At 51.5% G+C, this 23,757-nt stretch carries 22 protein-coding genes and 1 pseudogene; 10 read left to right on the top strand and 13 right to left on the bottom strand.

Annotated elements, in window-relative coordinates; translation table 11 throughout:
- Nucleotides 1-12: 12 nt before the first annotated feature.
- Complete coding sequence (locus tag NG42_RS14325) at nucleotides 13-303, top strand: hypothetical protein (RefSeq protein WP_156322137.1); 291 nt, start codon at nucleotides 13-15, stop codon at nucleotides 301-303.
- Here the strand turns inward: NG42_RS14325 and NG42_RS14330 are convergent.
- The 5 genes and pseudogenes from NG42_RS14330 to NG42_RS14350 form a co-directional block, all read right to left on the bottom strand.
- Nucleotides 269-1,389, bottom strand: a pseudogene (locus NG42_RS14330) (IS110 family RNA-guided transposase). The gene NG42_RS14325 and the pseudogene NG42_RS14330 sit on opposite strands and share 35 nt — an antisense overlap.
- A gap of 363 nt (nucleotides 1,390-1,752) precedes the next feature.
- A complete protein-coding gene (locus tag NG42_RS14335; RefSeq protein WP_052900133.1) occupies nucleotides 1,753-2,463 on the bottom strand; it encodes an ArsR/SmtB family transcription factor in 711 nt (236 codons plus the stop codon).
- On the bottom strand, nucleotides 2,460-2,852 hold the full coding sequence (locus NG42_RS14340) for an amino acid-binding protein (RefSeq protein ID WP_052900134.1): 393 nt from the start codon (nucleotides 2,850-2,852) through the stop codon (nucleotides 2,460-2,462). Before NG42_RS14340 ends, NG42_RS14335 begins: the two co-directional genes overlap by 4 nt.
- Nucleotides 2,845-3,168 (bottom strand): antibiotic biosynthesis monooxygenase family protein, encoded by a 324-nt coding sequence (locus NG42_RS14345; RefSeq protein ID WP_052900135.1) that lies wholly within the window; start codon nucleotides 3,166-3,168, stop codon nucleotides 2,845-2,847. Before NG42_RS14345 ends, NG42_RS14340 begins: the two co-directional genes overlap by 8 nt.
- Before the next feature lie 273 nt (nucleotides 3,169-3,441).
- Nucleotides 3,442-4,359, bottom strand: coding sequence for a LysR family transcriptional regulator (locus NG42_RS14350; protein ID WP_052900136.1), 918 nt, complete (start codon nucleotides 4,357-4,359; stop codon nucleotides 3,442-3,444).
- A gap of 103 nt (nucleotides 4,360-4,462) precedes the next feature.
- On the opposite strand from NG42_RS14350, the gene NG42_RS14355 reads away from it, so the two are divergent.
- The 3 genes from NG42_RS14355 to NG42_RS14365 all read left to right on the top strand — a co-directional run bounded on the left by NG42_RS14355 (nucleotide 4,463) and on the right by NG42_RS14365 (nucleotide 7,674).
- A complete protein-coding gene (locus NG42_RS14355; RefSeq protein ID WP_052900137.1) occupies nucleotides 4,463-5,671 on the top strand; it encodes an MFS transporter in 1,209 nt (402 codons plus the stop codon).
- 448 nt (nucleotides 5,672-6,119) lie between these two features.
- Nucleotides 6,120-6,560: a GNAT family N-acetyltransferase gene (locus tag NG42_RS14360; RefSeq protein ID WP_052900138.1), complete on the top strand. Its 441-nt coding sequence runs from the start codon at nucleotides 6,120-6,122 to the stop codon at nucleotides 6,558-6,560.
- A gap of 481 nt (nucleotides 6,561-7,041) precedes the next feature.
- Nucleotides 7,042-7,674, top strand: coding sequence for a hypothetical protein (locus NG42_RS14365; protein WP_052900177.1), 633 nt, complete (start codon nucleotides 7,042-7,044; stop codon nucleotides 7,672-7,674).
- Between the two features lie 88 nt (nucleotides 7,675-7,762).
- Here NG42_RS14365 and NG42_RS14370 read toward each other — a convergent pair whose 3' ends face one another.
- Nucleotides 7,763-9,043: a YeaH/YhbH family protein gene (locus NG42_RS14370; protein ID WP_052900139.1), complete on the bottom strand. Its 1,281-nt coding sequence runs from the start codon at nucleotides 9,041-9,043 to the stop codon at nucleotides 7,763-7,765.
- 92 nt (nucleotides 9,044-9,135) lie between these two features.
- Entirely contained in the window at nucleotides 9,136-11,070 is a 1,935-nt protein-coding gene (gene yeaG / locus NG42_RS14375; protein WP_052900140.1) for a protein kinase YeaG, read from the bottom strand.
- A gap of 441 nt (nucleotides 11,071-11,511) precedes the next feature.
- Between yeaG and NG42_RS14380 the strand changes: the two genes are divergently transcribed.
- Nucleotides 11,512-12,261: a MipA/OmpV family protein gene (locus NG42_RS14380; RefSeq protein ID WP_052900141.1), complete on the top strand. Its 750-nt coding sequence runs from the start codon at nucleotides 11,512-11,514 to the stop codon at nucleotides 12,259-12,261.
- An 80-nt stretch (nucleotides 12,262-12,341) separates the two neighbouring features.
- Nucleotides 12,342-13,193: an aldo/keto reductase gene (locus NG42_RS14385; protein WP_052900142.1), complete on the top strand. Its 852-nt coding sequence runs from the start codon at nucleotides 12,342-12,344 to the stop codon at nucleotides 13,191-13,193.
- A gap of 33 nt (nucleotides 13,194-13,226) precedes the next feature.
- Here the strand turns inward: NG42_RS14385 and NG42_RS14390 are convergent, their stop codons facing one another.
- Together NG42_RS14390 and gapA are read right to left on the bottom strand one after the other, a co-directional pair.
- On the bottom strand, nucleotides 13,227-14,105 hold the full coding sequence (locus NG42_RS14390; protein WP_052900143.1) for a D-hexose-6-phosphate mutarotase: 879 nt from the start codon (nucleotides 14,103-14,105) through the stop codon (nucleotides 13,227-13,229).
- Between the two features lie 82 nt (nucleotides 14,106-14,187).
- A complete protein-coding gene (gene gapA, locus NG42_RS14395) occupies nucleotides 14,188-15,186 on the bottom strand; it encodes a glyceraldehyde-3-phosphate dehydrogenase (RefSeq protein ID WP_052900144.1) in 999 nt (332 codons plus the stop codon).
- Between the two features lie 342 nt (nucleotides 15,187-15,528).
- Between gapA and msrB the strand changes: the two genes are divergently transcribed.
- Together msrB and NG42_RS14405 are read left to right on the top strand one after the other, a co-directional pair.
- A complete protein-coding gene (msrB, locus tag NG42_RS14400) occupies nucleotides 15,529-15,939 on the top strand; it encodes a peptide-methionine (R)-S-oxide reductase MsrB (RefSeq protein ID WP_052900145.1) in 411 nt (136 codons plus the stop codon).
- A gap of 4 nt (nucleotides 15,940-15,943) precedes the next feature.
- A complete protein-coding gene (locus NG42_RS14405) occupies nucleotides 15,944-16,225 on the top strand; it encodes a YeaC family protein (protein WP_052900146.1) in 282 nt (93 codons plus the stop codon).
- 36 nt (nucleotides 16,226-16,261) lie between these two features.
- On the opposite strand, the gene pncA is transcribed toward NG42_RS14405, so the two are convergent.
- The 3 genes from pncA to sppA form a co-directional block, all read right to left on the bottom strand.
- Nucleotides 16,262-16,870, bottom strand: coding sequence for a bifunctional nicotinamidase/pyrazinamidase (gene pncA / locus NG42_RS14410; protein ID WP_052900147.1), 609 nt, complete (start codon nucleotides 16,868-16,870; stop codon nucleotides 16,262-16,264).
- A 19-nt stretch (nucleotides 16,871-16,889) separates the two neighbouring features.
- Nucleotides 16,890-17,903, bottom strand: coding sequence for an asparaginase (gene ansA / locus NG42_RS14415; protein ID WP_052900148.1), 1,014 nt, complete (start codon nucleotides 17,901-17,903; stop codon nucleotides 16,890-16,892).
- A 192-nt stretch (nucleotides 17,904-18,095) separates the two neighbouring features.
- Nucleotides 18,096-19,952: a signal peptide peptidase SppA gene (sppA, locus tag NG42_RS14420; RefSeq protein ID WP_052900149.1), complete on the bottom strand. Its 1,857-nt coding sequence runs from the start codon at nucleotides 19,950-19,952 to the stop codon at nucleotides 18,096-18,098.
- Nucleotides 19,953-20,126: 174 nt separating this feature from the next.
- Here sppA and NG42_RS14425 point away from each other — a divergent pair, with 174 nt between their 5' ends.
- Complete coding sequence (locus tag NG42_RS14425; RefSeq protein WP_052900150.1) at nucleotides 20,127-20,678, top strand: NAD(P)H nitroreductase; 552 nt, start codon at nucleotides 20,127-20,129, stop codon at nucleotides 20,676-20,678.
- 245 nt (nucleotides 20,679-20,923) lie between these two features.
- Nucleotides 20,924-22,840 carry a DNA topoisomerase III gene (locus tag NG42_RS14430; protein ID WP_052900151.1) on the top strand — a complete coding sequence of 639 codons (1,917 nt, stop codon included), beginning with the start codon at nucleotides 20,924-20,926 and terminating at the stop codon, nucleotides 22,838-22,840.
- Between the two features lie 45 nt (nucleotides 22,841-22,885).
- Here the strand turns inward: NG42_RS14430 and xthA are convergent, their stop codons facing one another.
- Entirely contained in the window at nucleotides 22,886-23,692 is an 807-nt protein-coding gene (gene xthA, locus NG42_RS14435; protein WP_052900152.1) for an exodeoxyribonuclease III, read from the bottom strand.
- Nucleotides 23,693-23,757 lie beyond the last annotated feature (65 nt).

Below are 23,757 nucleotides of genomic sequence, written 5' to 3' on the forward strand. Positions count from 1 at the left end.
ACGCGGGTGAAAATGTCAAAAGCAATTATACAGGATAAAATAGCCTGTTTTGCCATCAAACAAATGACTGTCAGTGCGTTAATTTTGCAGCTTAATTCGCCGATTGATAACAGGGAGAGAAGGGGATTGCCGCTTTGGCACAGCGGACAGCAACAGAGGGAAGCGATAAGTTATCAATTGTCGCTTTATGGATTGATGGGCCTTCTGCATCAGCTTACCGAAGGGTTTAAAATGTCCGCTTCACGCCCTGAGACTTTCGACAAGCTTCTTATGGCTTCAGCAAGGGCGAATTTCGCGCTTTGAGTGCCAGTAAGTATTTTGCCTCATCGTAACGGGTTCTACTCTTCCAGCAGCGGTAAATGATCCTTATCCACTTGAATGCCAGAGCCCGGATGGAGGATTGATGAGATTTACCCTTTTCTCGTTGTCTCTGATAATACAGTTTGGCCCAGTACGATGAATTAACGGTCTTCGCTGCCCATTCAACGAATGTCTGCCTGACAAATTTGGCACATTGCCAGCGCCAGTGTCTCCATGATTTTTGACCGCTTCGTTCGGTCACAGGTGCTATGCCCGCGTAGTTTTGAATTTCTTCGGCACTGTTAAACCGGTTACGGTTATCGCTCAGTGCTGCCAGCATTCGCGGACCCATGCAAGGCCCCATCCCTGGAAGGGACACAAACAGGTTTGCATCCGGCAGGGTATCGAACAACGCTTCGATTCGTTCGTTGTAAGTCTGGATAATTTCACCCACTAGTTTGATTTGCATTGCCAGTGCAGTTGCCATTAATGCATTGGCCTCGATGACACTTTTGTCAGTGGTCAGTGGAACAGCTTCAGCAATTTTGGTCACACGATGTTCTGTGTGCGCAGCAGCGGAGCCACCTCTGGCATTTAGAAAATGACGGACAGTATCGCTTCGGGCACGTTTTAAAAGCGGCGTTTGTCTTCGACCAGAAGTCGACGCTGTTCAACCAGCTGTTGTAGCAACCGGATATCAGCATTGTTGGGTTCTATGGCTTTTATCTTTTGGGGATATCGTAGCATTAGCTCTAACGCTAACTCAGCATCCTGTGGATCATCCTTCGCGCCGCTGGGCCAGAAGGTCTGCCGATAGCGGGCCAGTGACAACGCGTGCACAGGGAAAACAGTGACAAATGGGTACTTCTGGAGAGCATACACCACTGGGCCTTTCTTCAGTTCAAGGGCGATAGCGATCCTGCCTTTCACCTTTTGGTGTAACTCGTTAAGCCAGATATCAAGCGCTTCCGGCGTGTGTTCAATCACATGGAATATGCGCTCACCGTTTTTAAACTGAACACAAACATCGTGCTTTATATCCGCCCAGTCCAGACCAACATGAGCAGCAAACTGATCTATCGCAGTCATCACCAACTCCTTTTTATCGGGGATTGGTATGCATTCCACGTTCTTCGAAAGAAATATAGTCAGCAGTTTATCTGCATGCCCTGAGTATTCGTTAGCGAGCGTGGAGCACTTACTGGCTCGAAAGCAAAGCGGCAATCATCACATCACATGATTCTGGCACAATATTCGTAACCAGTAAGCGCATACCCTGAATCACTTAAAAGTGTCATTCTCAGGGCGCGAATGACTATATCTGGCACAGATCAGCCCAAATTGGACTAAAGTTCTGCTGTGAGCGAGATGCTGACCTTTTACGTAAAATGGCTATGTAAGATGAAGGCATCTTAATTCACCTGATCAAATCAAGCGGTACATGACTTAAGATCAGGTGATTTTCAGCTTAAACAGCCGATATATTGCAACCCGGCCTGAATCGGTTACGTTCACTTCACGATATCCCTGTGTACGCGTTACCCATTCTTTTTGCAGGAAAAGTGTAAACAGGGCTGAGCCAGCGTCACCGCCGAGGTGGAAACGCCGCTCACTCCAGTCCAGACAGGGGCAGCAGAATTTGCGGCGCGTGCGTGAATTCAGCACGACGCCCATTTTCTCAACATGCCTTTTGCCGGCCAATGTCAGTTCCGAGCCATCTGCTGCAAGCCAGTTTTCATGCAGCATAAATTCATAAATACTGACTGCAAGCTCGCCTGCCAGATGGTCATAGCAGGTTCGTGCGTAACGAAGACAGACCGGCGTACTGGAAACAGGTGCCTTAGGAGTTCCCATGGAAACTCCCATCAGGTTCTCCAGCAGTCCGGCGATATGATGACCCGCAAGGCTGTAATACCTGTGACGCCCCTGTGTCAGGCAAATGATCAGACCGTTGCTGAGAAGTCGGTTCAGATGCCCGCTGGCCGTCGAGGCTGCTATGCCAGCCACTACGCTGAGTTCGGTGGCTGTCCACGCGCGCCCGTCCATCAGCGCGCACAGAATGCTGACCCTTGACGGCTCAGACAGGGCAGAGGCTACCGTTGCCATGGATGTTTCCAGAACATCATCCGGCTCACTGTCGCGCGGTGTTTTAACGAGGTTCATTCAGAAAATATTGCCCATTTTCGGGTTACTTCGGCTGCACGTGCATCATCATCCGTAATGAGAATGAGCCGGTTAATGTGGTCGCTGTACTGTACCAGAATATTGATGCCGTTCCGGGCAATTGTGTCAGCTATTTCTCCCAGCTCTCCGGGCCGTTCCTGAGGTAATTTCCTTACCAGAGGACGACAAACATTGCAGACTTCAAAGCCGGCGTCAGTCAGCACCTTGCGTGCTTTATAACCGTCTTCCACCAGGAAGTGTGCATGCCCGCCTTCAGGTGCTGTAAATACGCCGCCACCTTCAAGCCCCACACCGTTTTCGCCCAGTACACTACCCAGTGAACCAAGTGAGCCCGGGCTATTTTTGAGAATAACGTGAATGTCATACATGCTGATTTGTTCCCTTATCAGAAGAGTAATCACGGAATACGCTGGCTACCCGTATTCTGTAGAATGAAAAAATCGACTGCTTACCCTCTTTCTGCGCGGCTTGATGCATCACATTCCGCTTCCATCCGGCTACAGACTCCTCATCTTCCCACCACGACAAAGAGAGAATCTTTCCGGGCGTTGTCAGACTCTGGAAACGCTCAATTGAAATAAAACCGGGTGTGTCGGCTAAGAGAGGCTTCAGCTCCGAAGCAAGCTGAAGATATCTTTCCTGCGCCTCTGGCAGGGCATCTGCCTCAAAAAGTACTGCAATCATGGTTCGCTCCGTCGTTAATTTTCGGACAGTTTAATGATGACGGAGGCATGTTGCTTCGGTCGGCACCGAAGTATGCATGTACGTTATTGAAGCCATCAAAATGGATAAGCGATGAACAGCAAACACATAAGTGAAAAGGCGGGACAACATAGCGGGGTGGATTTACACGCAATGTCCGCTTTTTGTCCTGGAATTCTGTGGCCCGCTATGAGCGAAAAGCGGACCAGAGATTCATGGTACCAACTGGGCTCTCTGTGGCGATTCAGTGCCGCCTCAGGTTGCCAGGGATATATCGCTTAATTCCTGTTGAATAAAATCAATGAGCGCTCTTGTTTTAGCGGGCAAGTAGCGCCTGTCTGAGTAAATTGCGAACAATTGTAATGGGGCTGCTATTTGTTCAAACTTAATCTCGATTAACCGTCCATCGCTAATGTAGGGCTGGCAGGCTTGTTTCGATAAAATTGCAAAACCGACACCTGCTACCGCAGCTCGTCCCGCCATCTCTCCGCTGTTTACCCGATAATGCCCGTTGACCTTAATTGTCTCGAACCGCCCCTTTTTATTGACAAACTGCCAGGGGGCACCTTTCAGTGCGCTTACTGTAGTAATACAGGGTAATTCTTCAAACTGCTGGATATAAGCAGGGATGCCATAACGCTGAATGACGCAGGGAGCTGCAACAATGGTGCAGGGGATAGTCATCAGATGACGTGCAATATAATCACTGTCATCCAACTGACCACGGGTAATAATAATAGCTAAATCGAGATCGTCTCGCAGGGATTCGAAACCTGATAAATTTGTGACACAGCCAATTTCCAGGTCCGGATGCTGACAGGCGAAATCGGCAATAACCGAACCCAGCAATGCAGGACCTATTTCATTGGGAATACAGATACGCAATGGGCCCTTGAGTTGCATTTGCCGCAACGTTAATTCTGTCTCAGTTTGCTCAAGCGCCTCAAGTAATGGCTTCGCTCGGGTAGAGAGCAGGTGCCCCGCCTCGGTGAGCTTCATATGTCGGGTGCTGCGCTCGATAAGCTGAAGATTTAGCTTTTCTTCTAACTGAGAAATAAAACGACTAACATTTGATGTTGGCATTTCAAGGAGCTTTGCCGCCCCTACAAAACTTTCTTTTTCAACCACGGCAATGAACACTTTCAGGGAATTAAAATCGAGAGCCGGACGCATTAATTATCCCATTTTTGATAATAATAAGTGCCACTTTTACCATGTTATTAACAACATTGATAGCGGTTAAACTAGGATATCTTTCATACACAGGTTACTTGCTATGCTACCGGCCTCACAGACGTTTAATCATAAAGCCCTTATGCGGATGGCCATTGTAATGGCTTTCGTCCAGTTCACGAACGCGCTGGAATATATGATGTTCAACCCTGTTTTTGCTTTTATGGCAGCGGATTTCGCCGTTCCCGTATCATTTTCCGGCTATGTGTCGGGTATATACACGTTTGGAGCAGTGCTTTCGGGAGTTATCGCCTTTTACTGGATTGGTGGTTTCAACAAGAAACATTTATTAATCGCCAATATGGCCCTATTGGGCCTGCTGACATTTTTGACTACCTTCGCCTCCAGTTTCAGTCTCCTGCTTGCACTACGATGGTGTGCAGGGCTGGTTGGAGGTACGACAATGGGCGTGGGTATAAGTATATTGATCAACAACGCACCGAGTAATCTGCGCGGAAAGATGTTGGCGACGGTTATTGCGTCATTTTCGATGGTAAGCATTGTCGGCATGCCGACGATATTATTTTTGTGTACCAGTTATGGCTGGCATGTCGCTTTGTGGTTAATAAGTGCGTTTTGTTTGTTGGCTTTGCCACTGATTGGCTCCATCATACCTCGGGACCCGGCCTCTTACGGCAGGCTGAGCAAGCAGCCTCTCGATGGGCATACTTTACTGTTCGCCTCCGGTAATGCGCTGGTACAGTTTAGTCCAATGCTGGTCATTCCTGTGCTGGTACCCCTAATGACTCAGCAGCTGGGCGCTTCGCCAGATCTGTTGCCATGGCTGTTCTTCGGCGGGGGTGTGGCAGGTTACCTCTCTACAAAAATAACCGGCGTGTTAATCCCCCATTTTTCTGCTTTGTTTCTGGCTATGGCTTCAACCATTATCTTTATACTGAGTTTACTAATACCCGTGCTGGGTTATCAGCATGCGGCGTTATTTATTACCTTATTTCTCGGTGCCTCTTACAGTCGTCTGGTGTCATCTTCGGCGCTTACGATTCAGTTTCCTGATAACAGGCACCGGGCCGGATTCTCTTCATTACAGACATCAATAATGTATCTGATTTCAACCGTTGCATTTTTCCTGTCTGCTATTCTTTTACCCGGTCATGATATGGCACCACAACATATAAACTCGTTGCTGGCAATATGTGCAATTTCCGCAGCAGGGTTTCCAGTGATGGTTATCATTTTGCAAAAGAAGCTGGCTAAACGTACTCTCGAGCCTGACTATCCCAGCGTTGATTAGCATTACGTCCGCTTCTGGCACAGATCAGCCCAAACTGGACTAAAGTTTCGCTGTGAGCGAATAACGTACAATGCTATCTTTGCCACTCTCTGTACGTTAATAAGAAATCGACTGATATGGATATGAAATGGTCAGGTGGAGGTTTATGTGGGTTTATCAGATTCACAGCGCTGAACCCTTCTTCCTCTCATTCCTGCGCCTGCGATATTTGCCAGAAGTATCAGGCTGTCAGACCGCAGTATGGCTTGAATTCGACTCGGCTGATAAGGATGTGTAACACGATGTCGCTTCGATTTGAAGGTCAGTGTCACCTCTGGTCCAGAGTTATCAGCAAGAAACGTAAAGCTTAAATGTCCATCAGACTTAACCTCAAACGCCTGGGGATGTTTAACGGAAATGTCGGACAAAATTATCAATATTAATTTTTGTCATACATGGAGTAAGACTGGTGAATATAAATACAAGAACAGCTCAGCTTACTGATGTCGCCAGTATTTTCGATGTCAGAACTTCGGTTGTCGAGAATCATCTGAGCCGTGAAGAAATGCGGCAGATGGGGATTACCGAAAGCGTCGTTGCCGATATGATTGAGAAGAGCAGATGCGTATGGGTTGCGACCGTAAATGAAAAAGTTATTGGCTTCTCAATGATTTTGCCGGATGAAGGCTGTCTTTTTGCGGCGTTTGTTCTCCCGGAATATGAAGGCAGAGGTGCTGGCCGTAGCCTTGTTACACTCGCCGAGCGTGAGTTATTTAAACATCATGAGATTGCCTGGCTGGAGACGGATAAAAATAGTCGTGCTGCGCAATTTTATATGCAACTCGGCTGGGGTAATAAAAAGCATATCAATGGCACTGACATCAGATTAGAGAAATATCGCGGCGGTTAATCCACGGTTACGTTGATCAATGTCCGTTGCTGGCATATAGCGGACCATTTTGTCCCGCACAGGTGGTGAGTCTGTGCAGCTTCCAGCCTGCGCGGGCCAGATGTGTCAGCCGCAGGTGCCGGAAGGTAGGTGTTGAGATGTCAGTCAGCGCTGAATCCAGCACTCATTTCCGTACCGTTTTGCTCCAGGTCCGGTATGAAAGCGGCGCACCCTGATTACGGCCGGACTGTAACCGACAACGCGTTCACACCGGCTTTTAGTGACAGGCTAATGCCTGCATCAGGCGGTCACGAAGTGGGAAACAGAAATTAACTTATTTATCTGCTTAATTATTGCTCTTTTTAGTGCCTGTAATCCAATCCGCAGGATATATAGTTTACTGAGTAAACTACGTTAAAATTTATATTTCCGCACAAATGGCCAGGTATCATCGATAAAGGGTGGTTAGACTTTGGTTTTTTCTTTGAAGTCCTTTATTTTTATGAAAACTGATAATACGTTATCACCAGTGACAGCCCTGCTTGCGGTTGCGACTCTGCTTTTTCCATTATTAGCAATCTGGCAAATCCCGCTGGCAGATGGCAATGTCGTGCTGGCGATTGAAGACCTGCAATCCCTTTGGTTGTTGTTTGGCGCGGCTTTTACCTGGGGCTGGATGAAGCCAAAGACACTCGCGCCGCAGAAGAAACAGTTCTGGCTCTGGTCGATCGTCTGGTGGGTGGTGCTGTTTGGTCGCGGCATCAGTTGGGGGCGCGATTTCTTTCCTGAAGTGCCAAAAATCTATTTCAGAACTATTTCGGTAATATTAATTGGTACGCTGGTGCTGATGTTGCTGCTTCCTGAATTACGCCGGGAAATTGCGGTTAAAATGAAATCAGCTACGCTACCAACCTGGACGGTAATATTGATGGTGGTGAGTTTTCTTATTTCCGACACCATTGAGCATCACCGACTGCTGGCACCGTTATTTATTCGTGATCCGAACTATCAGGATTTATTAGAAGAGATGTATGAGATTCCGTTTATGCTGTGTTTATTTATTGTCGCATTTAGCCTGATGCGCAGTGATAAACAGGTTCAGAAAGCACAGCGACTGGTGCCGCTGGAAAATTAAATTCCGGCGCGGGCGGCGAAAACGCCGCCTTACAAAAAATTGCGCAGGGGAGCCGTTTTGGCTCCCGTCTTGCACAGTAAAGCAGCAATCAGTAACTTTCTTCCGCCTGTTTATGAAACAGTTCACGAAATACCGGGTAAATATCTTCCGGCTCACGAATATGCTGAATGGCAAAATTCGCGAAATGGGACTGCAAATGTTCGTACTCACGCCACAGCGTCTGATGCGCCCGGCGGGTAATTTCAATATAAGTGTAGTAACGCACCACCGGCAGGATATTTTTTGCCAGTATCTCATGGCATAACGGCGAGTCATCTGCCCAGTTATCGCCATCGGACGCCTGTGCGGCATAAATGTTCCACTGCGTCGGGTCATAACGCTCTTTGACCACTTCATCCATCAACTTCAGCGCGCTGGACACGATGGTGCCGCCGGTCTCCTGCGAATAGAAAAACTCCTGTTCATCGACCTCTTTCGCCTGCGTATGGTGGCGGATATACACCACTTCTACGTTCTTATAGGTGCGGCTCAGGAACAGATAGAGCAGAATATAGAACCGTTTAGCCATATCCTTGGTCGCCTGATCCATCGAACCGGACACGTCCATCAGACAAAACATGACGGCCTGGCTGGAAGGCTCCGGGCGTTTCTCAAAGTTTTTGTAACGCAGGTCGAAGGTGTCAATAAATGGCACTCTGGCGATACGCGCGCGCAGTTCGGCAATCTCTTTGCGCAGGCGCTCCTCTTCCAGTAAGCGGGCAGGCTCGGTTTTCTCAACCTCTAACAGCGCCTCTTCCAGCTCCCCGAGCATCCGGCGTTTACCGGCGGTCATTGCCGTGCGCCGCGCCAGCGAATTTTGCAACGAACGCACTACGCTGATATTGGCCGGCACGCCGTTGGCGGTATAACCGGCACGGTGGGTTTTGTATTCATTCAGCTGACGATGCTGATTTTTACGCAGGTTGGGCAGGGCGAGATCCTCAAACAACAGGTCGAGATACTCGTCTTTCGAAATCTGAAAGACAAACTCATCCTGACCTTCACCATCCTGGCTGGCGTTGCCCTGGCCGCTACCGGAACCGCCGCCGCCACCTTGTGGACGTTCGACACGGTCATTTTGTACAAAATGGTCGTTACCGGGATGAACGCGATGGCGATGGCCGCCGCGCCCCTGATGGAAAATCGGCTCGTTGATGTCATCCACCGGAATAGAAACCGATTCACCACTTGAAACGTCGGTAACCGAACGCTTATTGATGGCCTCGGAGATCGACTGCTTGATTTGCGACTTATAGCGGCGCAGAAAGCGCTGACGGTTTACCGCGCTCTTGTTTTTGCCGTTAAGTCGCCGATCGATAAAATAGGCCATAGGTCCCCCAAACAACTTTGCAAGCAGGTCGGGCGAACCCGACCTTTCCGATTTCACATCCTTGCGTGTTCTGAGCTCACATGACAGTCAGGTTAAGACGATTTACGCACCCGCAGATACCATTCGCACAGCAGGCGCACCTGCTTGCGGGTATAACCTTTCTCCATCATACGGTCGACGAAATCATCGTGTTTCTTCTGTTCATCCGTGGATGTTTTGGCGTTAAAGGAGATAACCGGTAACAGCTCCTCGGTATTAGAGAACATTTTCTTCTCAATAACCGTGCGCAGCTTCTCGTAGCTGGTCCAGTTCGGGTTACGACCATTGTTATGCGCCCGGGCACGCAGCACAAAGTTGACGATTTCATTACGGAAATCTTTCGGGTTACTGATACCGGCAGGCTTCTCAATCTTTTCCAGTTCCGCATTCAGCGATTCACGGTCAAACAGCTGACCGGTATCCGGGTCGCGATATTCCTGGTCCTGAATCCAGAAGTCGGCATAGGTAACGTAACGGTCAAAAATATTCTGTCCGTACTCTGAGTATGATTCGAGGTACGCGGTCTGAATCTCTTTACCGATAAACTCCGCGTACTTAGGAATCAGATAGCCTTTCAGATGCTCAAGATATTTTTCCGCCTGGTCCTGCGGGAACTGCTCGCGCTCAATTTGCTGCTCCAGCACGTAAAACAGATGCACCGGGTTGGCCGCCACTTCAGCATGGTCAAAGTTAAATACCCGCGACAGGATCTTAAAGGCAAAACGCGTCGACAGGCCATTCATCCCCTCGTCGACCCCGGCGTAATCGCGATACTCCTGATAAGACTTGGCTTTCGGGTCGGTATCTTTCAGGCTCTCGCCATCATAGACGCGCATTTTCGAGTAAGTGCTGGAGTTTTCCGGCTCTTTCAGCCGCGACAAGATTGAGAAACGCGACAGGGTTTCCAGCGTGCCCGGTGCGCAAGGAGCATGCGTCAGCTCACTATGATTCAACAGCTTCTCATAAATTTTGATCTCTTCGGAGACCCGCAGGCAGTAAGGCACCTTAACGATGTAAACACGGTCAAGAAATGCTTCGTTGTTCTTGTTGTTACGGAAGGTCACCCACTCGGATTCATTCGAGTGCGCCAGAATAATACCGTTAAACGGCAGCGCAGAGATGCCTTCGGTGCCGTTGTAGTTACCTTCCTGCGTCGCAGTCAGCAACGGATGCAGCACTTTGATCGGTGCTTTGAACATCTCAACGAATTCCATAATGCCCTGGTTGGCGCGGCACAGTGCGCCGGAGTAGCCATAGGCATCAGGATCGTTTTGCGCATGGTTTTCCAGCTTACGGATATCCACTTTACCCACCAGCGCCGAAATATCCTGGTTATTCTCATCACCCGGTTCGGTTTTGGCAATTGCCAGCTGTTCCAGAATCGATGGCCAGACTTTGACCACTTTAAAGCGGGTAATATCGCCGCCAAAGTCGTGCAGGCGTTTTGCCGCCCATGGCGACATAATGGTGCCGAGATAGCGACGTGGTACGCCGTACTCTTTTTCCAGAATATTGGCGTCTTCCTGCGGATTAAACAGGCACAGTGGATGGTCGTTAACCGGGCTGCGCTCACCGTCTGCACTCAACACATAAATCGGTACGCGCTGCATCAGTGATTTCAGCCGCTCGGCCAGTGATGATTTACCGCCACCCACCGGTCCCAGCAGGTAGAGAATCTGTTTCTTCTCTTCCAGCCCTTGCGCGGCATGTTTCAGATAAGAGACGATCTGTTCAATTGCCTCCTCCATACCATAAAACTCTTCGAAAGCCGGATAGCGTGCGACCACGCGGTTGGAGAACAGGCGGGAAAGGCGTGGCTCAAGCGCAGTATCTACCATTACTGGCTCGCCTATAGCCATTAATAGTCTCTCTGCTGCGTTGGCGTATGCACTACGATCTTGCTTGCAGGTTGCAAGAAATTCCTGGAGTGTGAACTCTTCGTCCTTGGCAGCTTCATAGCGCTGACGATAGTGATCGAATATATTCATAGCGATGCCCGTCCTTTCGTTTTTAGCACAGGTAAAAGGAGCGTAATAAAGGTCTGAATGCTCCCGGAAGATATTCATTAATGAGTACAGCAACCCTTATGCCAACCTGACTTTTTTTTATCGGGATACACAATTCTTATGGTTACTCTGCTCGCACAAATTTAGCGTCTTACTTTCACTGTAGATGGCATTGAAAAAAATTTCCTCAGCAACTTGCCTTTTTTGATGAGATTTCAATAACAAAGTCACAAATCTTCTAAGGGAAATCCCTCGGCTGACGCGGCCTGCGCGCAAATTATCAGTCAGTCAGATGGCCCATCAGCTAACCCTTACGGATTAAATTGATTCTGAGTGCTACTAATTATGTAAATTTCTCAACAGCCGCTCACACTATGGTTACACTTATAAACCTGATTGTTATATTTATGGAACGAATAAATTGTGAACCATTTCAAAGTTAGCGCGGTTGCTGTTCTTTTACCTTGTTGTTTTGCGGCCTTCTCCGCGTCAGCTGCACCACTGACCCTGGGAGCGTCGGTCCTCTATTCTGAAAGCCCTTACCGCAGTGGGCAGGATCGTTACTATCCGGTACCGATCATTAACTACGAAGGAGAAAGCTTCTATTTCCGCAGTCTGCAGGCCGGTTACTACCTGTGGAAAGACCAACAGGATCAGCTGTCTCTGACGGTTCTGGGTTCGCCGCAGAACTTCGATCCCGATGATGTCGATGATGGTGATATGAAGGAGCTGAACAAGCGCCGCATGACGTTGATGGCGGGTGTGGCTTATCGTCATAGCGCTGACTGGGGTACGGTTCGTACCACGCTGGTGGGCGATGTACTGAACAACAGCAACGGTATCATCTGGGATCTCACCTATCTCTATCCGTTCCAGTTTGGCGACCTGCGTGTGACCCCGGGTATTGGTGCGCTGTGGAACAGTTCCAATCAGAACCAGTACTATTACGGCGTCTCCAGCGGCGAATCGGCGCGTAGCGGGATTGATCGCTATGATGCAGATGACAGCTGGAGCCCGTACGTTGAGCTGAGCTTCGACTACAAAATCAACCAGAACTGGCGTGCTAACCTGGTCGGGCGCTATACCCGTCTGGGCGATGACATTAAAGACAGCCCGATGGTCGATACCAATTCTCAGGCGCTGGTCTGGACCGGTCTTAGCTACACCTTTTAAATAAAATCAGGCACTACTTTGGGGCGCTTTGCGCCCCTTTGCACTTTTGTGGTGCTCGTTGTTGGTGCAGGGAGGAAGTTATGCGGCGTACCGTCACATTTGCAGATGTCATTACGTTACCGGCTATTGGGCAAGGCAGCTGGTATATGGGCGAAGACCCGCATCAGCGCCAGCAAGAGGTCGCGGCGTTGCAGGCCGGACTGGAGTGTGGTCTGACGCTGATTGATACCGCCGAGATGTATGCTGACGGCGGCGCCGAGCAGGTCGTCGGTGAGGCGTTAATTGGGCGTCGTGATGCGGCCTGGCTGGTATCAAAAGTCTACCCGTGGAACGCGGGTGAAATTGATGCCGTCGAGGCCTGCGAGCGCAGTCTGCGCCGTCTGAAAACGGATTATCTCGATCTTTACTTACTGCACTGGCGCGGAACCATACCGCTGGAAGAGACCATCCGTGCGATGGAAACGCTGCAACGGCAGGGTAAAATTCGCCACTGGGGCGTATCCAATTTTGACCACGAAGATATGCAGGAGCTGTGGCAGGAGCCGGGTGGTGAAGCCTGTGCCACCAATCAGGTGCTGTATCATCTGGCGTCGCGCGGCATTGAATATGACTTATTACCGGAGTGTCAGCAGCGCCGGATGCCAGTGATGGCCTACTGCCCGCTGGCGCAGGCTGGCCGGTTGCGCCGCGACCTGATGAACAACCCGACGCTTAACCAGATTGCACAACAAAAGCGCATCAGCGTCGCTCAGCTATTGCTGGCATGGGTTATCCGACATGAGGGCGTAATCGCGATTCCGAAAGCCAGTTCAGTGGTGCACGTGCAGGAAAATGCGGCGGCGTTGCAGGTGATGCTGACCGCCGGGGAGCAGGCGGCGATTAATCAGCAGTTCCCGCCGCCCATGGCAAAAATGCCGCTCGACGTGGTGTAAATCAGCAGGGCGACGCACGGTCGCCCTGGTCAGTCAGCTTTTCTTACGCACCCGCAGGGTGGTGGCCAGCCGAGCAGGCTGCTCACCGGCGCTCTTCATCGGTTTGCTGATATGCGCGGTTTCCACGCAGACAAAGGTTTTATAACCATCATTCGCCATATCACCCATGCTGCAAGATAATTCTGCGCCGGGGTTCCACGTGACAACGTCACTATGATAGTGGTGATACACTTCGATAAAGCGTTCGCCGGCTTTATCGGCAATCACGCTGCAATCATCCGGCTGGTTAAAGATGCGGTCAACGCGCCCGGCATAGCGCTGCTTACCGAGGTCAGCCCGTCCGGTTACGCCGTCGGCAACCTTATCAATAAAGCTGTTACCCAGTCCGCTGACTTCAACACCGGCAATATCTGAAACTGCAAAGTAGCTGTGTAGCGCGGCGGTAGCCTGATAATCACCGTGGGCTTCCAGCTCAATCTCACAACGCTCACCGAGGCGGAAGCGGGCAAACAGGGTGAAATCATGTGGCCACAGTTTTTTCGTCTGCTCGTTGCTCTCCAGCACCAGCGTCAGCATCACGCCGTTTTCATTTTCGTCATGCGCAGACAGGGTCCACGGCAGATTACGTGCAAAACCGTGTGCCGGTTCACCGGCCGGGCCGAACCACGGCCAGCAGATCGGCACGCCGCCACGAATGGCTTTGCCAGCAATAAACGGGGTTTTCTCGCTGAGCCAGATTACCGGCTTCTCACCGCCCGGCTGCCAGGCAATCAGCTGCGCACCCTGTAAGGTCACGGCGGCGCGGACTTTTGGGTGGCTGATAACAATCACCGGCAGGTCACCAATCTGGCGCTGAGAAAGATAAGGGGTAATTTGGTGAATAACCGGAAGCGAAAAGAGTTTCTCGTTCATGATGAACCCTATTTTTATTCAGATACTGACGATAAAAAAGGGCGACCGTAGTCGCCCTCTGTAATCAGATGTTCAGCATCGCTTATTTTTTAGCGATGTGAGCAACCAGATCCAGTACTTTGTTTGAGTAGCCAGTTTCGTTGTCATACCAGGAAACCAGTTTCACAAAGGTGTCGCTCAGCGCAATACCGGCCTTCGCATCGAAGATGGAAGTCAGGGTTTCGCCGTTGAAATCGGTAGAAACCACTTCGTCTTCGGTGTAGCCCAGAACGCCTTTCATTTCGCCTTCAGCAGCGGCTTTGATTGCTTCACAAATTTCTTTGTAAGAAGCAGGTTTTGCCAGACGTGCAGTCAGGTCAACCACGGAAACGTTAGGAGTCGGTACGCGGAACGCCATACCCGTCAGTTTGCCGTTCAGCTCAGGGATCACTTTACCTACTGCTTTAGCAGCACCGGTAGAAGAAGGGATGATGTTCTGAGATGCGCCGCGGCCGCCGCGCCAGTCTTTGTGAGACGGGCCATCAACGGTTTTCTGAGTCGCGGTGGTTGCGTGAACAGTGGTCATCAGCGCTTCAACGATACCGAATTTGTCGTTGATCACTTTTGCCAGCGGTGCCAGGCAGTTAGTGGTACAAGATGCGTTAGAAACGATATCCTGACCCGCGTAAGCGGTGTGGTTAACGCCCATCACAAACATCGGGGTGTCATCTTTAGAAGGACCGGTCAGCACAACTTTCTTCGCGCCAGCTTCGATGTGTTTACGCGCCGTTTCGTCGGTCAGGAAGATGCCGGTTGCTTCAGCAACAACATCAACACCCGCTTCGTTCCACTTCAGGTTAGCTGGATCACGCTCAGCGGTAACACGGATGGTTTTGCCGTTAACAACCAGATGGCCGTCTTTGACTTCCACGGTACCGTTGAAACGACCGTGAGTTGAGTCATACTTCAGCATGTAAGCCATGTACTCTGCGTCTAACAGATCGTTGATTGCAACGATTTCAACGTCAGAACGTTCCTGAGCAGCACGGAAAACAATGCGACCGATGCGGCCAAAACCGTTGATACCTACTTTGATAGTCATATATTCCACCAGCTCGTTGTTAGTGAATAAAAGGTTGGCTGTAAAATTACAAAAACCTTACCAGGCGTCAAGCGGAATCGTGTCAATTGTTGCGACAAATCAAACCTTGGTTCAGGAATTATTCATCTTAAAACCGACTCCACGACGGCGGATAATGTTACACATTGGGGCTGACTGCCCGAATATAAAGGGATGTCAGTGCCAAAGAGTGATCCGGGTCACAATTTTAACTGCGGCTCGAAATGTGACGCGCAGAGGCACGAAAAATTCACCTGCACTTGTTAAGTGTTTGTTAGAATACTAGCTGAATATTTCAGAATAACACTGCCAGAGACGACCAACATGGCTAAAGACTTTACCGATATCACACCCGAAAACGAATTGTCCGAAATGCAGCGCTATGTGACGCAACAGCGCGGCACTGAGCCGCCGTTTTCAGGCGCGCTGCTGCATAACAAAGGCGATGGCATCTATCACTGCCTGGTGTGCAGCGCACCGCTGTTTCTCTCGGAAACGAAATATGATTCCGGCTGTGGCTGGCCAAGCTTTTATCAGCCTTACAGTGATGAGGCGATCCGTTATATCGATGATCACTCGCACGGTATGCAGCGTATTGAAATTCGTTGCGGCAGCTGCGACGCGCATCTCGGCCATGTGTTCCCGGATGGCCCGCAACCGAGTGGCGAGCGCTACTGCGTCAATTCGGCCTCATTGAGTTTTACGGATGATGACGGCAAGCAAACCAAAGGCTGAGCGGATGCAAAAAGATCTGAATGAGATGATTGCGGCGATGACGCCAGAAGTTTATCAGCGTCTGGCGACCGCCGTAGAGCTGGGCAAATGGGCGGACGGTGTGGCGCTGACCGCCGAGCAGAAAGAGAATTGTCTGCAACTGGTGTTGCTGTGGCAGGCGAAGAATAACCATCAGCCCCAGCATATGAGCATCGGGCCGGATGGGCAGATCGTCACCAAAACCAAGCAGCAGCTGAAAGAAGAGTTTGGTATCAGCAGTGATACCACGCGGATTACCTTACAGTAAGCATAACAGGCGGGCTGAATCATACAGCCCGCTGGTTTAGTTGATAACCGCACCCGCAGCGGCCATTTCCGCCAGTGCGTGGTCACTGTCTTCCGCGTTCAGATTGACACCCCGACAGCCTGCGCGCACTACCTCAACCTGATACCCCAGCGCCAGTGCATCCAGCACGCTGAACTTAACGCAATAGTCGGTGGCCAGCCCGAGGATCGTCAGTGCCGTAATACCGCGATTTTTGAGCCAGTCATCCAGCTCGGTTTTGCGCTGATGGCCGTTATCAAAGAAGGCGCTGTAACTGTCTACCGTGGCGTCCTGGCCTTTATAAAACACCGCATCAATCACTGAAGTGTCGAGCTGAGAATGAAACTGTGCGCCATGACTGTGCTGGATACAGTGATCCGGCCACCAGACCTGCGGCAGGCCGTTCAGCTCGCCGAAGGTATGCGGCGGCTGACCGGCCACCAAGGCAAAGCTACCGTGGTTGGCCGGATGCCAGTCCTGCGAGGCAATCACCGCGTCGCCTCGCTGAGAAAACGCCGCCGCCAGGCGATTTGCCACGGCGATGGTGGCATCACCGTCGTGGACCGCCAGCGCACCGCCGGGGCAGAAGTCGTTTTGCAAATCGATCAGCAGTAAAGCGCGTTTCATCAGGCTTTCCTTTACGGGTTCAGTTTGGGGTCAGTTCACCGCGCAGGTTGCTCTGCATCAGGCGGCGCACTTCATCAACAGAGAAATTCTGGCTTAGCAGGAAGTGCAGTTTGGTTAGCGCCGCTTCCACCGTCAGGTCGAATCCGCTAATCACCCCGGCATGGGCCAGCGCATTACCGGTGGCGTAACCGCCCATATTGACTTTGCCGGACATACATTGCGTCAGATTAACTACCACAATGCCGCGTGCCGCCGCATCTTTCAGCTCATTGATGAAATCGGGATTCTGCGGCGCATTACCGACACCGTAGGAACGCAGAATCAGCGCCTTAACCGGCTGTCGCAGGAAATTGCGCACCACTTCGGCAGAGATCCCCGGATAGAGGGTGACAACACCAATTGGCTGTGGCGACGTCGGATGCACAATCAGCTCACCTGCGCCCTGCGGGGCGGCCGGGGTATTCAGGCGACGAATATGGATACCGGCCTCCAGCAGCGGTTCAAGGTTCGGCGAAGCAAAGGCGTTAAAGCCATCGGCATGCGCCTTGGTAGTCCGGTTGCCGCGGAACAGGGTGTTGTTAAAGAACAGCGTCACTTCATTGATGGGATAATTGGCGGCCACAAACAGCGCGTTAAGCAAATTTTGCTGACCATCAGAGCGCAGTTCTGCCAGCGGAATTTGCGACCCTGTCACAATTACCGGCTTTGCCAGATTTTCCAGCATAAAAGAGAGCGCAGAGGCGGTAAACGCCATGGTGTCGGTGCCATGCAGAATGACAAAACCGTCATAGGCGTGATAATTCTTCTGAATATCTTCCGCAATCGATTGCCAGTCTTCCGGCGTCATATCGGAAGAGTCCATCAGCGGCTGATATTCGTGAATGGTAAAGTCAGGCATTTCCGGGCGGTGGAACTCAGGCATATTTGCCAGTTGAGTTTGCAGATGGCCGGAAACCGGGATGTAGCCGTGCTCAGACCGCTGCATACCGATGGTGCCGCCAGTGTAGGCTACATAGATTGATTTTTTTTGCATTATAAACAGACTCAAAAACTTGCCATAAAGGACAACAGTATATTACTTCAGACGGGCAGCGAAAACGCCGCCCCTATGATTAATCCGTCTGTAAGGGAGCCGTATTTGGCTCCCGCCACAAGAGTGTGCAGGATATAACCCTCGATAAGGGCGGCGAAAATGCCGCCCTTATCGCCATACTGGCGACAGACACTAACGCACGTCGCCGCAGGTCAGGCAGAGGGCATAACGGTTTTGCGGATCGTTCATCTCATCAAACAGGCCTGGCTGTTTTTTCATATCCGCCAGCACATCCGCCATCGGCGCGGGCAGCCAGGCTTTCAGTGCGCTCGGTAATGAGGCGCGAACCGAAACATCGACCTGGCTCAGCAGCGCATCAAACAGCGTTGGCTCATCCTGTGACCAGACCAGCTGATAATCTTTCAGCTTCGCCAGTTCCGCCGCTTTTGCTACCGCATCATCAAAATCACCCAGCGCATCGACCAGACCATTGGCTTTGGCATCACTACCGGTCCAGACATGACCTTGTGCAATCTGGTCAATCTGCTCCGGCGTTTTATTGCGTGATTTCGCGACCAGGCCAATAAAGTTCTTATAGCCGTTTTCGATGGTCAGCTGCATCAGCTGCTGAACTTCCGGCGGCAGGGCTTTGGTTGACGCAACATCAGCCAGCGGGGAGGTCGCCACACCATCGGTATGCACGCCAATCGCATCCAGCGAGTTCTCCACGGTATTGATCACGCCAAAGATGCCGATTGAACCGGTCAGAGTACTTGGGCTGGCAACGATATAGCTGGCCGGGGTTGAAATCCAGTAACCGCCGGAAGCGGCCATGCCACCCATCGACACCACCACTGGCTTACCGGCTTCACGCGCGGCGGCCAGCTCTTCACGGATCACTTCCGAAGCGGATACGCTGCCGCCAGGACTGTTAACGCGCAGAATGATCGCCTTGATTTTCGGGTCGAGACGCGCTTCACGGATCTGCATCGCAGTGGTATCACCACCGACCTGACCCGGCGTCTCTTCACCGTCCATAATCGCGCCGTTTGCCATAATGACGGCAATATTGCCATTCTGGTTGTTGTTATCGTTCAGCGGATAGTCATAGATACTGATGTTATTGTAATGATTATCCTGCTTATTCAGACCGAAGGTTTTCACCAGTTGTTGGTCAACCACTGCACGTGATCCCAGCTCATCAACCAGTTTATTGTTTTTGGCATACTGCGCGGTATCACCAGCGACTTTTTGCAGGCCATCGAGCACGCCTTGTGCACCGGGGAACAGCTGTTGTGGGGTGATCTGACGGTTGGCGGCGATGGTATTCAGGTAGTTATCCCACAGCTCACCGACCCAGCGGCTGTCGGCATTACGCGCGGCAGGGGACATATCATCACGCAGGAACGGCTCTACCGCCGATTTATACGTACCGACGCGGAACACATGTGAACTGACTTTCAGTTTATCCAGCAGCGTTTTATAATAGAGGCTGTTCGTGGCGAAACCGTGCAAATCAACATTACCCTGTGACGAGAGCCAGATTTTATTGGCAAAGCTGGCGAGATAATATTGCGCCTGACTGTAGCTGTCGCCCGTCGCGTAGATTGGTTTGCCGCTGTCACGGAATTCGCGCAGCGCTTTACCAATATATTGCAGAGAAGGTTGATCGGCACCGGCGAAATCGCGCAGTTCCAGCACCATGCCGGAAATATTTTTATCCTCTTTCGCCTGACGAATGGCGTTCACCACGTCGAACAGCGAATTCTCTTTCAGACGGTCGCTGCTGGCACCGAGTAGCTGACGGCCAATTTTGCTCAGGCGGTTACTGACGGACGGTTTATCCACCACCACGCCGGTAAGATCGACTTTTAATGCGCCACGCGGCACTTCCGCCGGGGTATTCGCGCTATTGATCTGGAAATAAATGCCAACGCAAATAAGGATCAAAAAAATCAAAAACAGGTTAAGAATGAACTCACGAATAAAGTTCATTACTCGCCATGTCCATCTAAAAATACCAGCGATAATTCGCCACAAAGTGCGCATGTCATCTCCATATTCGCAGAGTAATAGCCCGGAAGCCTGAGCTCCCGGATGATGAGCTCATCCTAAAGAGCGTTAGCCCAATTGTCAGCAGGAAAAAGCACTATGCTGTAACAAAAGGTCAGCCTGTGTTAGTTTGCTGGAAAAGTAAATGCTACTCATTATCAGGAGGCATTCATGGATGCACTGGATTTATTGGTTAATCGTCGTTCCGCATCACGTTTAGCAGAACCCGCACCCGCCGGTGAAGCGCTGGACAATATTTTGCGCGCCGGTATGCGTGCCCCCGACCATGGCACCCTGCAGCCGTGGCGCTTTATCGTGATTGAAAATGAAGGTCGCGAGCGTTTCAGTGCGCTGCTGGAAAAGGCGGCGCGTGATGATCAGATGGAGCAGAAAGCGATTGATAAAGCGCAGCAGGCCCCATTCCGTGCACCAATGATTATCACCGTGGTGGCTCATTGCGAAGATCATCCAAAAGTCCCGCGCTGGGAGCAGGTGGTTTCTGCCGGTTGTGCAGTTATGGCGATGCAGATGGCGGCGGCGGCGCAGGGCTTCAATGGTATCTGGCGCAGCGGTGCCTGGACCGAGCATGATGCAGTGCGCGACGCTTTCCACTGTCGTGAGCAGGATGCCATTGTCGGTTTCCTCTATCTGGGCACGCCCCAGCTTAAATCTTCCACCACCGTTCTTCCCCCGGACACCGCGCCATTTGTCAGTTATTTCTGAGTGACTTTTTCCACCGCGGCATGCAGGGTTGTCAGCAACCCTGTTTTTCGTCGGCATAATGAGCGAATAAACTGCCAACGGCGATCGCAGGCTTATCACTGTCGGCTTAACACGCTAACATATGTGCCGGTAATGCGACGATGGAGTGAACCCAATGGAGTACCTGACTGACCAATGGCAACCGGTGCGCAGCAGACACGCATTGACTGAGATGAAACCGTGAAGCAAAAGGTTAAAGCGAAATAATGCGCCTGTTTATTGCTGAAAAACCGAGCCTGGCCAGAGCAATTGCTGATGTGCTGCCGAAACCGCATCGTCGCGGCGATGGTTATATCGCCTGTGGTAATGATCAGGTGGTCACCTGGTGTGTCGGGCACCTGTTAGAACAGGCGCAGCCAGACAGCTACAACAGCCGCTATGCGCGCTGGTCGCTGGCCGATCTGCCGATTGTGCCGGAAAAGTGGCAGTTGCAGCCACGTCCTTCCGTCGCCAAACAACTGAATGTCATTAAAGGTCTGCTGGAAAAAGCCAGTGAAGTGATTCATGCCGGTGACCCGGATCGTGAAGGGCAGTTACTGGTGGATGAAGTACTGGATTATCTGGCGTTACCCGCCGAAAAGCGCGAGAGAGTGCAGCGCTGCCTGATTAACGATCTTAATCCGCAAGCGGTGGAGCGGGCGGTCAGCCGCCTGCGCGAGAATCGCGAGTTTATTCCGCTTTGCGTCTCGGCGCTGGCGCGTGCGCGGGCAGACTGGTTGTACGGCATCAATATGACGCGTGCTTACACGCTGCTGGGACGCAACGCGGGTTACGATGGCGTGCTGTCGGTGGGCAGGGTGCAGACCCCGGTATTGGGGCTGGTGGTGCGCCGTGATGAAGAGATCGAAAACTTTGTCGCGAAAGATTTCTTTGAAGTTAAAGCACATATCGTTACGCCAAAAGATGAACGCTTTGTCGCACTGTGGCAACCCAGCGACTCCTGCGAGCCTTATCAGGACGAAGAGGGGCGCTTACTGCACCGGCCCTTAGCCGAGCATGTGGTGGCGCGTATCGGCGGACAGCCGGCGATCGTTACGCAATATAATGATAAGCGGGAAAATGACACCGCACCGCTGCCGTTTTCACTCTCCAGTTTGCAGATTGAGGCCGCGCGTCGCTTCGGCCTGAGTGCGCAGACGGTGCTCGATACCTGCCAGCGGCTGTATGAAACCCATAAGCTGATTACCTATCCACGTTCCGACAGCCGCTATTTGCCTGACGAGCATTTCGCTGGACGCCATGCGGTATTAAATGCCATCAGCGTGCATCAGCCGGAATTAACTCCGCCAGCGGATTTCGATACCGACAGAAAAAACCGCTGCTGGGACGATAAAAAGGTCGATGCTCACCACGCGATTATTCCTACTGCGCGCAGTAGCCAGACGCGACTGAGCGAAAATGAAGCCAATGTTTATGGCCTGGTTGCCCGTCAGTATCTGATGCAGTTTTGTCCGGATGCGGTTTATCGCAAGTGTGTGATTGAGCTGGATATTGCGGGTGGCAAATTTATCGCTAAAGCGCGCTTCCTGGCGGAAGCGGGCTGGCGTGCGCTGCTTGGCAGCAAAGAGCGTGACGAAGAGAACGACGGCACGCCACTGCCAGTGGTAAAGAAAGACGATGAGTTGTTGTGTGAACGCGGCGAGGTAGTGGAGAAGCAGACGCAGCCGCCGCGTCCGTTTACCGATGCCACGCTGTTGTCAGCCATGACCGGCATTGCGCGCTTTGTGCAGGATAAAGATCTGAAGAAAATCTTGCGTGCTACCGACGGGTTAGGAACCGAGGCAACGCGTGCGGGGATTATTGAATTACTGTTCCGCCGCACGTTCCTGTATAAAAAAGGGCGCTACATACATTCAAGTGAAGCGGGGCGCGCGTTAATCCACTCACTGCCGGAGATGGCGGCACGGCCGGATATGACCGCGCAGTGGGAATCCACGCTGACGAAAATCAGTGAAAAGCAGTGTCGTTATCAGGACTTTATGCATCCGCTGGTGGAGACGCTGTACAGCCTGATTCACCAGGCGCGCCAGCAACCAGCCGCTCACGCCTTCCGCGGTTTACCGGCGGCGAGTAACAGCAAAAAGCCGCCGCGTAAGAAAGCGAAAGCCAGAGCGGCCAGCTAACCACTGCGTCCCTCTGACCGCATCACGCGGTCAGAGGCTTTGCTGTCAGAGACTGAATTCAGCCCAGATTGGCGCATGGTCAGACGGTTTTTCCATGCTGCGGATTTCATAGTCGATGCCGGTGGCAACACAGCGTTCGGCCAGCGGCTTGCTCGCCAGCACCAAATCAATACGCAGACCGCGGTTATCGTCAAAGCCTTTCGAGCGGTAGTCAAACCATGAGAAACGGTCGTTAATCTCCTGATTCTGCGCCCGCCAGGTATCCACCAGGCCCCAGTTCATCAGACGATCCATCCACTCTCGCTCTTCCGGCAGGAAGGAGCACTTACCGGTGCGCAGCCAGCGTTTACGGTTCTCTTCGCCGATACCAATATCTAAATCGCTGGAGCTGATATTCATATCGCCCATAATCACCACCGGATTTTCCGGTTTCAGGCTCTGTTCAAGATAATCTTGCAGGTCACGATAGAATTTGTCTTTGGCCGGGAATTTGGTTGGATGGTCGCGGCTTTCACCTTGCGGGAAATAGCCGTTAATCACCGTCAGAATGCCGGCGGGCGTTGCCAGGTCCGCCATAATCAGGCGGCGCTGAGACTCGTCGTCATCGCCCGGAAAGCCACGACGCACACTGATCGGCTGCTCTTTGGTCAGTAATGCCACGCCGTAGTGACCTTTCTGGCCATGATAGAAGACGTGATAGCCCAGCTTACTGACGTCTTCCAGCGGGAACATATCATCGTGAACTTTGGTTTCCTGCAAACCAATAACGTCGGGTTGATGCTGCTCGATAATCGCTGCGAGCTGATGAGGGCGGGCGCGCAGCCCATTGATATTGAAAGAAACAAATTTCATTTCAGTTGCCGTTTCGCGAGGGAAAAGATGGCCGGATGGTAGCAGAGTTTAACCGTGGCTGTCAC

The organism is Winslowiella iniecta, from assembly GCF_001267535.1.
Classification (GTDB): Bacteria; Pseudomonadota; Gammaproteobacteria; order Enterobacterales; family Enterobacteriaceae; genus Erwinia; species Erwinia iniecta.

What these genes read in the sequence shown, in the direction of transcription:
- NG42_RS14325 (WP_156322137.1), top strand. Translation starts at nt 13, where the DNA reads ATGTCAAAAGCAATTATACAGGATAAAATAGCCTGTTTTGCCATCAAA.
- NG42_RS14335 (WP_052900133.1), bottom strand. Translation starts at nt 2,463, where the DNA reads ATGAACCTCGTTAAAACACCGCGCGACAGTGAGCCGGATGATGTTCTG.
- NG42_RS14340 (WP_052900134.1), bottom strand. Translation starts at nt 2,852, where the DNA reads ATGTATGACATTCACGTTATTCTCAAAAATAGCCCGGGCTCACTTGGT.
- NG42_RS14345 (WP_052900135.1), bottom strand. Translation starts at nt 3,168, where the DNA reads ATGATTGCAGTACTTTTTGAGGCAGATGCCCTGCCAGAGGCGCAGGAA.
- NG42_RS14350 (WP_052900136.1), bottom strand. Translation starts at nt 4,359, where the DNA reads ATGCGTCCGGCTCTCGATTTTAATTCCCTGAAAGTGTTCATTGCCGTG.
- NG42_RS14355 (WP_052900137.1), top strand. Translation starts at nt 4,463, where the DNA reads ATGCTACCGGCCTCACAGACGTTTAATCATAAAGCCCTTATGCGGATG.
- NG42_RS14365 (WP_052900177.1), top strand. Translation starts at nt 7,042, where the DNA reads ATGAAAACTGATAATACGTTATCACCAGTGACAGCCCTGCTTGCGGTT.
- NG42_RS14370 (WP_052900139.1), bottom strand. Translation starts at nt 9,043, where the DNA reads ATGGCCTATTTTATCGATCGGCGACTTAACGGCAAAAACAAGAGCGCG.
- yeaG (WP_052900140.1), bottom strand. Translation starts at nt 11,070, where the DNA reads ATGAATATATTCGATCACTATCGTCAGCGCTATGAAGCTGCCAAGGAC.
- NG42_RS14385 (WP_052900142.1), top strand. Translation starts at nt 12,342, where the DNA reads ATGCGGCGTACCGTCACATTTGCAGATGTCATTACGTTACCGGCTATT.
- NG42_RS14390 (WP_052900143.1), bottom strand. Translation starts at nt 14,105, where the DNA reads ATGAACGAGAAACTCTTTTCGCTTCCGGTTATTCACCAAATTACCCCT.
- gapA (WP_052900144.1), bottom strand. Translation starts at nt 15,186, where the DNA reads ATGACTATCAAAGTAGGTATCAACGGTTTTGGCCGCATCGGTCGCATT.
- msrB (WP_052900145.1), top strand. Translation starts at nt 15,529, where the DNA reads ATGGCTAAAGACTTTACCGATATCACACCCGAAAACGAATTGTCCGAA.
- NG42_RS14405 (WP_052900146.1), top strand. Translation starts at nt 15,944, where the DNA reads ATGCAAAAAGATCTGAATGAGATGATTGCGGCGATGACGCCAGAAGTT.
- pncA (WP_052900147.1), bottom strand. Translation starts at nt 16,870, where the DNA reads ATGAAACGCGCTTTACTGCTGATCGATTTGCAAAACGACTTCTGCCCC.
- ansA (WP_052900148.1), bottom strand. Translation starts at nt 17,903, where the DNA reads ATGCAAAAAAAATCAATCTATGTAGCCTACACTGGCGGCACCATCGGT.
- sppA (WP_052900149.1), bottom strand. Translation starts at nt 19,952, where the DNA reads ATGCGCACTTTGTGGCGAATTATCGCTGGTATTTTTAGATGGACATGG.
- NG42_RS14425 (WP_052900150.1), top strand. Translation starts at nt 20,127, where the DNA reads ATGGATGCACTGGATTTATTGGTTAATCGTCGTTCCGCATCACGTTTA.
- NG42_RS14430 (WP_052900151.1), top strand. Translation starts at nt 20,924, where the DNA reads ATGCGCCTGTTTATTGCTGAAAAACCGAGCCTGGCCAGAGCAATTGCT.
- xthA (WP_052900152.1), bottom strand. Translation starts at nt 23,692, where the DNA reads ATGAAATTTGTTTCTTTCAATATCAATGGGCTGCGCGCCCGCCCTCAT.